Origin of the sequence: Blautia luti, from assembly GCF_013304735.1 — a bacterium.
Taxonomy (GTDB): domain Bacteria; phylum Bacillota; class Clostridia; order Lachnospirales; family Lachnospiraceae; genus Blautia_A.
In genome coordinates, this window is the sequence record NZ_JAAITI010000005.1 from 85,738 (window position 1) to 96,355 (window position 10,618).

13 protein-coding genes are annotated in these 10,618 nt (G+C 45.9%); 11 read left to right on the forward strand and 2 right to left on the reverse strand.

Features of this window, described 5'->3' with window-relative positions; genetic code table 11:
- Together G5B06_RS04460 and thiI are read left to right on the forward strand one after the other, a co-directional pair.
- Positions 1-1,155 carry a cysteine desulfurase family protein gene (locus G5B06_RS04460; RefSeq protein WP_021977656.1) on the forward strand — a complete coding sequence of 385 codons (1,155 nt, stop codon included), beginning with the start codon at positions 1-3 and terminating at the stop codon, positions 1,153-1,155.
- 24 nt (positions 1,156-1,179) lie between these two features.
- A complete protein-coding gene (gene thiI / locus G5B06_RS04465) occupies positions 1,180-2,361 on the forward strand; it encodes a tRNA uracil 4-sulfurtransferase ThiI (protein ID WP_021977655.1) in 1,182 nt (393 codons plus the stop codon).
- Between the two features lie 166 nt (positions 2,362-2,527).
- Here thiI and G5B06_RS04470 read toward each other — a convergent pair whose 3' ends face one another.
- Entirely contained in the window at positions 2,528-2,764 is a 237-nt protein-coding gene (locus tag G5B06_RS04470; RefSeq protein ID WP_015527084.1) for an HPr family phosphocarrier protein, read from the reverse strand.
- A 131-nt stretch (positions 2,765-2,895) separates the two neighbouring features.
- On the opposite strand from G5B06_RS04470, the gene mtaB reads away from it, so the two are divergent.
- From mtaB to G5B06_RS04515, 9 genes are all read left to right on the forward strand, one after another.
- Positions 2,896-4,224: a tRNA (N(6)-L-threonylcarbamoyladenosine(37)-C(2))-methylthiotransferase MtaB gene (mtaB, locus tag G5B06_RS04475; RefSeq protein ID WP_118062784.1), complete on the forward strand. Its 1,329-nt coding sequence runs from the start codon at positions 2,896-2,898 to the stop codon at positions 4,222-4,224.
- A 116-nt stretch (positions 4,225-4,340) separates the two neighbouring features.
- The gene (locus tag G5B06_RS04480) at positions 4,341-4,613 is read left to right on the forward strand and encodes an IreB family regulatory phosphoprotein (protein ID WP_015527087.1); all 273 of its coding nucleotides are present in this window, start codon (positions 4,341-4,343) and stop codon (positions 4,611-4,613) included.
- Position 4,614: 1 nt separating this feature from the next.
- Positions 4,615-5,067, forward strand: coding sequence for a Holliday junction resolvase RuvX (gene ruvX / locus G5B06_RS04485; protein ID WP_118062785.1), 453 nt, complete (start codon positions 4,615-4,617; stop codon positions 5,065-5,067).
- A gap of 48 nt (positions 5,068-5,115) precedes the next feature.
- Positions 5,116-5,385 (forward strand): DUF1292 domain-containing protein, encoded by a 270-nt coding sequence (locus G5B06_RS04490; RefSeq protein ID WP_118062786.1) that lies wholly within the window; start codon positions 5,116-5,118, stop codon positions 5,383-5,385.
- Complete coding sequence (locus tag G5B06_RS04495) at positions 5,367-7,304, forward strand: ribonuclease J (protein WP_420314377.1); 1,938 nt, start codon at positions 5,367-5,369, stop codon at positions 7,302-7,304. Before G5B06_RS04490 ends, G5B06_RS04495 begins: the two co-directional genes overlap by 19 nt.
- Before the next feature lie 4 nt (positions 7,305-7,308).
- Positions 7,309-7,647, forward strand: a complete 339-nt coding sequence (locus G5B06_RS04500) for a YlbF family regulator (protein ID WP_173762407.1) — start codon at positions 7,309-7,311, stop codon at positions 7,645-7,647.
- A 14-nt stretch (positions 7,648-7,661) separates the two neighbouring features.
- Entirely contained in the window at positions 7,662-8,066 is a 405-nt protein-coding gene (locus G5B06_RS04505) for an endolytic transglycosylase MltG (protein WP_148447333.1), read from the forward strand.
- Positions 8,063-8,755, forward strand: a complete 693-nt coding sequence (locus tag G5B06_RS04510; protein WP_173762406.1) for an O-methyltransferase — start codon at positions 8,063-8,065, stop codon at positions 8,753-8,755. Before G5B06_RS04505 ends, G5B06_RS04510 begins: the two co-directional genes overlap by 4 nt.
- Positions 8,715-9,938, forward strand: a complete 1,224-nt coding sequence (locus G5B06_RS04515) for a peptidase U32 family protein (RefSeq protein ID WP_021977647.1) — start codon at positions 8,715-8,717, stop codon at positions 9,936-9,938. Before G5B06_RS04510 ends, G5B06_RS04515 begins: the two co-directional genes overlap by 41 nt.
- 41 nt (positions 9,939-9,979) lie before the next feature.
- Here G5B06_RS04515 and sigK read toward each other — a convergent pair whose 3' ends face one another.
- Entirely contained in the window at positions 9,980-10,609 is a 630-nt protein-coding gene (gene sigK, locus G5B06_RS04520) for an RNA polymerase sporulation sigma factor SigK (protein WP_148447329.1), read from the reverse strand.
- Positions 10,610-10,618 lie beyond the last annotated feature (9 nt).

Here is a 10,618-nt window from a genome sequence, read left to right on the forward strand (position 1 = left end):
ATGGAAGCATATTTTGACAATTCCGCGACAACGAGATGCTTCGATGAAGTAAAGGATATTGTCTGCAAAACCATGACAGGAGATTTCGGAAATCCTTCTGCCATGCATAAAAAGGGAATGGAAGCGGAGAATTACGTCCGCAAAAGCGCCCAAACCCTTGCAAAATTATTGAAAGTTAACGAAAAAGAGATTCTTTTTACCTCCGGTGGAACAGAATCAGATAATCTTGCCATTATCGGCGGCGTGGAAGCCAACAAGCGTATGGGAAACCATATCATTACAACGGCAGTGGAGCATGCGGCAGTGGCTCAGCCTTTTGCCTATCTGAAAGACCAGGGTTATGAGGTGACCATCCTTCCTGTGGATCATCAGGGAGTTGTGAAACTGGAAGCGCTGGAAGCAGCTCTGCGCCCGGATACGATCCTGGTGTCTGTGATGTACGTGAATAACGAAGTGGGAGCTGTGATGCCGGTAGAAGAGATCGGAAAGCTCGTCCACGAAAAAAGCCCGAAAGCGCTTTTCCATGTAGATGCCATCCAGGCTTTCGGAAAGTACCGTATCTATCCGAAAAAGCTGGGAATCGATCTTTTATCTGTAAGCAGTCACAAGATCCACGGACCAAAAGGCGTGGGCTTCCTCTACATCAACGAAAAAGTAAGAGTACAGCCACAGATCCTTGGAGGCGGACAGCAGAACGGCATGCGTTCCGGAACAGACAATGTACCGGGAATTGCAGGCCTTGGCGTTGCCGCAGAGATGGTATATACAGATTTTGATAAAAAAATACAGCACCTTTATGACCTGAAAGAACGGATGGCAGAGGGACTTTCAAAGCTTGGAGACATCACCATCAACGGAATGCCTTTAAGAGAAGGGGCACCGCACATCATGAGTGTGACTTTCCACGGGGTCCGAAGCGAAGTCCTGCTCCATACACTGGAAGAATTCGGAGTATATATTTCCGCAGGAAGTGCATGCTCCAGTCATAAGAGAAAACCAAGTGCAACACTGACAGCTATGGGACTTTCAAGAGCAGATGTGGAGAGTACCGTCCGCATCAGTTTCTGTGAGGAGAATACTTTCGAAGAAGTAGATTACTGCTTGGAAGCCCTGGGAAAAACCATCCCGATGTTACGCAGGTATGCACGTCGATAGAGAACACACAAGAAAGGAATTTTTATGTTAGTACATGCATTTTTGATCAAATATGCGGAAATCGCCCTGAAGGGAAAAAACCGCTACCGTTTTGAAGATGCTCTCGTACATCAGATGGAGATTGCGCTCTCCAAGATCGAGGGAGATTTTGAAGTAAAAAAAGAGCAGGGAAGAGTCTATGTATTCTGCCCGGAGAATTATGATTACGATGAGGCTGTAGACGCACTGCAGCACGTATTCGGTATCGTAGGTATCTGCCCGGTTATGATCTACGAAGAGCAGGGCTTTGAGAAACTTGCCGAAGACGTAGTAAGCTATATGAAACAGTGGCATCCGGACTTTAACGGAACCTTTAAGGTTTGGACACGCCGTGCAAAGAAATCCTATCCGATTAGCTCCATGGAAGTTAGCGCAGAGCTTGGCGGACGTATCCTGGATGCGTTCCCGGAGGCAAGTGTAGACGTTCATCATCCGGAATTGGATCTTTCTGTGGAGATCCGTGACAAGATCTATGTATATTCCCAGACCATTCCGGGCGCAGGCGGAATGCCTATCGGAACAAACGGAAAAGCCATGCTGCTTCTTTCTGGCGGAATCGACAGCCCGGTTGCCGGTTACATGATCGCAAAACGTGGCGTTAAGATCGATGCGGTATATTTCCATGCACCGCCTTACACCAGCGAGCGTGCAAAACAGAAGGTCGTGGATCTTGCCCGCCTGGTAGCCAAATACAGCGGACCGATCCGTCTCCATGTAGTTAATTTTACAGATATCCAGCTTTATATTTACGACCAGTGCCCACATGATGAGCTTACCATCATTATGAGAAGATACATGATGCGTATTGCCGAGCATTTTGCAAAAAAAGACCGCTGTCTCGGATTGATCACAGGTGAGAGTATCGGTCAGGTTGCAAGCCAGACATTACAGAGTCTTGCTTCCACAAACGAGGTCTGCACACTTCCGGTATATCGTCCGGTGATCGGTTTTGATAAAGAGGAGATTGTTCGGATTTCCAGAAAGATCGATACTTTTGAGACATCCATTCAGCCGTTTGAGGACTGCTGTACCATCTTTGTTGCAAAACATCCGGTAACCAAGCCGAATCTTAAGGTGATCCGCCGTTCCGAGCAGAAACTTTCTGAGAAGATCGATGAGCTGATGGAGACTGCTCTGAATACCACAGAGATCATTGAAATTCAGTGATTGTTTTTCCGTAAGAAAAAACAATCAGGGAACCCCGCTTTGGAGGTTCCCTGGGATTATCAAACGGTATCAGAAAAAGGGAGATCATTGAGATCAGAAAAATTCTGAAAACATGAAAAAAGAGGAACTGTATCCAATACAGTTCCTCTCAAATATACATCATAGATTAGTCGATTGTATATTTGGAAATAATCTGCATTACGTTATCCAGAGCAGCGCCGTCTGCGTGGATGTTGAGGTCGATCGGCTTGGAAAGATCCAGGCTGAAGATACCCATGATGGATTTTGCATCGATCACATATCTTCCGGATACTAAATCAAAATCGCAGTCGAATTTGCTGATCTCGTTTACGAATGCCTTCACCTTATCGATGGAGTTCAGTGAGATTTTAGCTGTTTTCATTATAATAACCTCCCTTGATAGATTTTTGTATTTACAGCTTTCATCTTACCTGTCGGCCCCAGAAAAGTCAAGGTAAAAAGAGATAAAAATTGTTTTAATAATTAGTTAAAGTGTAAAAAAAGTGAGGAAAAATGGGAAATAGAGTTGCATTACACAACCTGGGCTGCAAAGTAAATGCCTATGAAATTGAGGCCATGCAGCAGCTTCTGGAGGAGGCAGGATATGAGATTGTGCCTTTTGAGCCGGGAGCGGATATTTATGTAATCAATACCTGTACGGTAACGAATATTGCAGACAGAAAATCAAGACAGATGCTTCATAAAGCAAAAAAAATGAATTCGGAAGCAATCGTGGTAGCAACGGGATGTTATGTACAGACCGGTGGTGATAAGCTGGAAAAAGACGAAGCCATTGACCTTGTACTTGGAAATAACCAGAAGATCAATATTGTGGAAGCACTGGCAGAATATGCGGAAAATAAACCGGGACATGGCTCCCATGTGATTAAGATCAACCAGACAAAAGAGTATGAGGATCTTTCCATTGATCATACAGCAGAACATGTAAGGGCATACATCAAGGTTCAGGACGGATGTAATCAGTTCTGTACGTACTGTATTATTCCTTATGCGAGAGGCCGTGTCAGAAGCCGTAACATTGAAAGTGTGCTGAAGGAAGTCCATTCCCTTGCAGAAAAAGGGTATAAGGAAGTAGTTCTTACAGGAATTCATTTAAGTTCCTACGGCGTAGATTTTCCGGAGGAGAAAAAAGAGACACTGCTTTCCCTGATCCGCGCTGTACATGAGATCGAAGGAATTCAGCGTATCCGCCTGGGATCTCTGGAACCGGGAATTGTTACGAGAGAATTTGCCGAAGGGATTGCGGCACTGCCAAAAGTATGCCCGCATTTCCATCTTTCCCTGCAGAGTGGCTGTGATGAGACTCTGGAGAGGATGAACCGCAGATACAGAAGCGGAGAATACAGAGAACGGTGTGAACTTTTAAGAGAAGTATATGAAAATCCAGCACTGACTACGGATGTGATCGTAGGTTTTCCACAGGAATCCGAAGAAGAATTCCAGAAGTCCTATGATTTTGTGGATGGTATTCATTTTTATGAGACCCATATCTTTAAATATTCCAGGAGACAGGGCACAAAGGCAGCAGCCATGGACGGCCAGCTGACAGAGGCTGAAAAAGCCCGGCGCAGCGAAAAAATGATCGAGATGCATCACCGTCATGCAAAGGATTACGAAAGGTCCATGCTGGGAAAAGAACTGGAAGTTCTTATTGAAGAGGAATATACAAAAGATGGCCAGATCTGGTATCTGGGACACAGCCGTGAATATATAAAAACAGCGGTACCGAAATCCGAAAATTATGGCGTAAATGATATCGTAAGAGTAAAGGCAGAGAGTTTCCTTGAAGAGCATATCATGACCGGTGAAGTTGTAAAATAAAGCACGGAATCGTATGTTGACAGTTTGCATTCGCAATCCGCGTTAAATTTAAGATTGTAATTTATGTAAATTTATATTAAAATAAAAAAGAATATATTTTAAGGACGTGAGAGACAATGGCAGAAAATAATCTGGGAAATACACAGTATTTCAGAACAAAACCGGATCAGGAGCTTCAGGTAAAGGAAGTCCTGGATCTGGTGTACAATGCAATGGATGAGAAGGGATACAATCCGGTGAATCAGATCGTAGGATATATTATGTCCGGAGACCCGACTTATATCACAAGCCACAAGGGTGCGAGAAGCATGATCATGAAAGTGGAGCGTGATGAGCTGGTAGAGGAACTTCTTACCGAGTATATCAAGAACAAGTCCTGGGAACGGTAATATGAGAGTACTGGGACTGGATTATGGCTCGAAGACTGTGGGAGTTGCAGTAAGCGACCCTCTTGGTCTGACAGCCCAGGGCGTGGAAACGGTATGGCGCAAGCAGGAGAACAAGCTTCGCCGTACACTGGCACGTATTGAAGAAATTATTTCGGAGTATCAGGTTACGGAGATCGTTCTGGGATACCCGAAAAACATGAACAATACCGTAGGGGAGCGGGCCGAGAAATCTCTGGAATTTAAGGAAATGCTGGAGAAACGTACAGGCCTGCCTGTTATTATGTGGGATGAAAGACTGACTACCATGGCAGCGGACCGCACACTGGAAGAGACCGGCGTGCATAAGGAAGACCGTAAACAGTATCTGGATCAGGTAGCTGCAGTCTTTATTTTGCAGGGATATTTGGACTCTGTTGCACATAAGAAGGCGCAACAGGAAAGTGAGAAAGAATAAACCGGAAATACGGATATTTTCATAAGAACGGATAAGGAAGAATTAAATATGGAAAAAATAATATTTCAGTCAGACGACGGCACAACTGCTGAGTTTTACGTAGAGGAGCAGACCAACATTGCGGGTGTGACTTATCTTTTGGTGTCCGATTCACAGGATGAGGAAGCAGACGCATATATTTTGAAGGATATTTCTGCTCCGGGAAGCACGGAAGCTTGTTATGAGATGGTCGAGGATGAGGACGAGCTTCAGGCTGTTTACGCAGTTTTTCAGCAGATGCTGGATGACGTGAATTTTGAATGGAGGAGCGATTTTTGAAAAGCGAAAATAACGGTGACAACAGAAATGCGGAGAACAGAACAGTAAGTTCCGCAGGCGGCGCCAGAAAACAGGCACCAAGACAGAAGAACGCTGGATCAAGGACAAGACAGTATCGTGGCGGAAATAAGAACCGCCAGGATAAGCCGTTCCGCCCGACAGCGAAGAAAGCAGCCACAGGCGGTGCTGTAAAGAACAGCAGCAGAAACACACAGAGACCGGTTAAGAACAGCGGCAGACCATCCGGACGGAAAAACAGCCGCAGATCATCCTCGAAACTTAAAATCATACCACTTGGCGGTCTGGAACAGATCGGAATGAATATCACCGCTTTTGAGTATGAAGACAGCATTGTAGTTGTGGATTGCGGACTTTCTTTCCCTGAGGATGATATGCTGGGAATTGATCTTGTTATCCCGGATGTGACTTATCTTAAGGAAAACATTTCCAAAGTGAAGGGCTTTGTGATTACTCACGGACATGAGGACCATATTGGAGCTCTGCCTTATGTACTGAAGGAGATCAATGTTCCAATCTATGCTACCAAGCTGACGCTGGGACTGATCCGCAACAAACTGAAAGAACACAATCTTGTGCGTTCCACCAAGCTGAAAGAAGTAAAGCACGGACAGGTGATTAATCTTGGAGATTTTGCTGTGGAATTTATTAAGACCAACCACAGTATTCAGGATGCCTCAGCACTGGCCATTTACTCTCCGGTGGGAATTGTGGTACACACAGGAGACTTTAAAGTCGATTATACACCGGTATTCGGAGATGCCATCGATCTGCAGCGTTTTGCGGAGATTGGTAAGAAGGGCGTTCTTGCACTGATGTGTGAGAGTACCAATGCGGAGAGACCGGGATTTACCATGTCCGAGCGCACAGTGGGACATGTATTTGATAATCTTTTTAATGAGTACCGTACATCCAGAATCATCATTGCGACCTTTGCGTCCAATGTGGATCGTGTGCAGCAGATTATTAACACTGCATACCGTTTCGGAAGAAAAGTTGCAGTAGAAGGCCGCAGTATGGTCAATGTTATTTCGGTAGCATCCGAACTTGGATATCTGCAGATCCCTGAGAATACTCTGATCGAGATTGATCAGGTGAAGAATTATCCGGATGACAAGGTAGTTCTGATTACAACTGGAAGCCAGGGTGAGTCCATGGCGGCACTTTCCCGTATGGCAGCCAACATCCATAAGAAGATTACCATTAAGCCAAACGATACCATCATCTTCAGCTCCAATCCGATTCCCGGAAATGAAAAAGCAGTTTCCAAGGTTATCAATGAGCTGTCCATGAAGGGGGCCAAAGTTATTTTCCAGGATGTCCATGTTTCCGGACATGCCTGCCAGGAAGAGATCAAGCTGATCTACTCCCTTGTAAAACCGAAATATGCGATCCCGATCCATGGTGAGTACCGTCATCTGACTGCACAGAAACATATTGTGGAAGATCTTGGAATTCCGAAAGAGAATATCTTTATCCTTTCTTCCGGAAATGTACTGGAACTGGACGGACAGGATGCCAAGGTAACAGGAAGTGTTCACACAGGAGCGATCTTCGTAGACGGACTTGGTGTGGGCGATGTTGGAAATATTGTACTCCGTGACCGTCAGCATCTGTCAGAGGACGGAATTATGATTGTTGTTATGACACTGGAGCGCCACAGCAATGTGGTTCTTGCAGGACCGGACATTGTTTCCAGAGGTTTTGTATATGTAAGAGAATCCGAGGATCTTATGGAACATGCCAGACAGGTTGTGGAAACCGCACTGGATTCCTGCCTGGAAAACAATATCACAGACTGGGGCAAAATTAAGACAGAAGTCAAAGATGCACTTGGTGAATATCTGTGGAAACGCACCAAGAGAAGTCCGATGATTCTGCCGATCATTATGGAGGCATAAGAGGATGGACGAAATCAGCATGGACATTGAGAAACTTCTCGATGCTGTGCACAGAAGTGATGAATACCAGGAATATCAGAAACAGGCAGCCCAGCTTGAGAAAGATCCTGAGCTGAAGGCGAGGGTGATGAAATTCCGGGGAGATAATTTCAGACTTCAGAGTCAGGCAGACAAGGATGAGCTGTTCCAGATAGCGGAACAGCTCATCCGTGAATCTGCAAGTCTGAGACAGAACCTGAAAGTAAATGCCTATCTTGATGCCGAGCTTGCGCTGTGCAGACTGATGCAGCGAATCTGCAGAACACTGGTAGCCGGGATAGACATACAGATTCCTGACTTATAGGAGGAAGAAAGACTATGGCAGACACAAGAGAGAAGGCAGGCAGGGCCGGCGTTTTTCTGGCTGGAGGGGTGTTTAAAATCGCCTTATATATCTGCGTAATCGTATTTCTGATCTGGGTTGGAAAATCCGCATATCAGTTCGGATATAATGTGTTTAACCAGCAGGCTATGAGCCCGGGAGAGGGACAGCAGGTCACGGTGGTCATAAAGGAAGGTGCGTCCGCATATAAAGTGGGTAAGACACTGGAGCAGAAGGGCCTTATCAAAGATGCGCTTGCATTTACTGTGCAGGAAAGAATGTCCGCGTATCACGGACAGATTAAAGCCGGTACATACCTTCTCAGTACAGCATATACGCCAACGAGAATTCTGGCGGTGCTGTCAGGAGAGGAGAGCGAGGAAGGATCGAACAGCCAGTGATCGTAGAAGAACGCATGAAGACCTATATCAATTCTCTTGATATGGGGAACACTCCGTTTCTGCAGGAGTTGGAAGCAGAGGCACTTGCGGACCGGGTGCCGATTATCCGAAGAGATATGCAGAGTTTTATGAGGATGCTTCTGGCGGTAAAACAGCCGAAGCGCATTCTGGAGGTGGGGACTGCCGTAGGCTTCTCCACACTTCTTATGTGCGAATACGGCCCGGAAGATCTTAAGATTGTTACCATAGAAAATTACGAAAAAAGAATTCCTGTGGCAAAGGATAATTTCAGGCGTGCAGGAAGGGAATCCCAGATTACACTTCTGGAAGGAGATGCCGGTGAGATCCTGAAAACCCTTACCGGAACGTTTGACATGATCTTCATGGACGCGGCCAAAGGTCAGTATATCCACTGGCTTCCTGATGTGCTGCGGCTGATGAAAGAGGGAAGTGTTCTGGTATCCGACAACGTGCTGCAGGAGGGAGACATTATCGAATCTCATTATCTTGTGGAACGGCGAAACCGGACAATTTATAAAAGAATGAGAGAATATCTCTGGCAGCTGACCCACAGCCCGGTGCTACGTACATCGGTACTTCCTCTGGGAGACGGGGCGGCTGTAAGTGTGAAAACAGGAGAACAGGCTTATGAAACGACCAGAACTTTTAGTTCCGGCGAGCAGCCTTGAGGTTTTAAAGGTTGCCGTCATATATGGTGCAGACGCCGTTTATATCGGCGGAGAAGCCTTTGGACTTCGTGCAAAGGCTAAGAATTTTTCAAAAGAGGACATGCGTGAGGGTATTGCCTTTGCCCATGCACATGGTGTAAAAGTTTATGTGACAGTGAATATCCTGGCACATAACCGGGATCTTGAAGGCGTAAGAGAATATCTTCAGGAACTGAAGGAGATCGGACCGGATGCACTGATCATCGCAGATCCTGGAATCTTTATGTATGCAAAGGAGATCTGCCCGGAGATCGAGCGTCACATTAGCACCCAGGCGAACAATACCAACTATGAGACATACCGTTTCTGGTATAATCTTGGTGCCAAGCGTGTGGTAAGTGCAAGAGAACTTTCTCTGGAGGAAATCCGGGAAATCCGGGCACATATTCCGGATGATATGGAAATTGAGACGTTTATCCACGGAGCAATGTGTATTTCCTATTCCGGAAGATGCCTTCTCAGCAACTTCATGGCAGGAAGAGATGCCAATCAGGGAGCCTGTACCCATCCCTGCAGATGGAAATATTCTGTTGTGGAGGAGAAGCGCCCGGGAGAATACATGCCGGTATTTGAAAATGAGAGAGGAACTTTTATTTTCAATTCCAAGGATCTGTGCATGGTAGAACATATGGAAGACATCCTTACCAGCGGTATTGACAGCCTGAAGATCGAAGGACGTATGAAAACAGCTCTTTATGTGGCTACAGTAGCCAGAACCTACCGAAAAGCCATTGACGACTGTATGGAAAGTCCGGAAAAATATCATGCCAATATGCCGTGGTATCAGGAACAGATCTCGAACTGTACCTACCGTCAGTTTACAACCGGATTTTTCTATGGAAAACCAGATGAGAATACACAAATTTATGACAGCAATACCTATGTAAGAGAATATACGTACCTTGGATTTGCGGAAGAGATCGATGAGAGAGGCCTGGCAAGACTGACACAGAGAAATAAGTTCTCTGTTGGAGAAACCATCGAGATTATGAAACCGGATGGAAGAAACATTCCGGTTACAGTGGAAGCCATCTATAATGAAGAGGGTGAGTCCATGGAGAGTGCGCCGCATGCACAGCAGAGAATTTACGTAAAACTGAACGAGACACCGGAGGTATTTGATATCCTTCGAAGAGGCGAATGAGGTAAATGATTTAGGGGAGAACGAAAAGAACGTTCTCCCCTTTAGTGATTTTTTGGGAAAAGAGTGCGGAGTTTTTGGAGTGCATTTTTTTCGATGCGGGATACGTAGGAGCGGCTGATAGAAAGTTCTCTGGCAATTTCACGCTGAGTCCGGGGTTCCTGGCCGTTCAGACCATAGCGGCAGCAGATGACATGGTATTCTTTTGGAGAAAGGATCTCGGCAATATGACGGAGAAGATGGAGAATGTTTTCCCGCTGAAAACAGTCTTCCACAACGTCAACAGGTGGACTTTCAATGATATCAAGGAGGCTGATTTCATTGCCTTCCCGGTCCGTACCAATAGGTTCATAGAGGGAAACTTCCCTGGAACGTTTTTTGCGGGCGCGCAGCATCATGAGAAGTTCATTGTCAATACAGCGTGCCGCGTAGGTGGAAAGCTTGGAGGTACGGCAGGGGTCGAAGGTGGAGATTGCCTTGATCAGTCCGATGGTACCGATGGAGATCAGATCATCCGGGTCCTCATCACAGCCCTGGTATTTTTTTGCAACATGGGCTACAAGACGAAGATTGTGCTCGATAAGAATATTTCTTGCCTCAGGATCGCCCCTTTGGAACCGCAGAAGATAAAACTGTTCTTCTGCGGCAGACAGCGGTTTCAGAAACGTTTTCAAAGATTCACC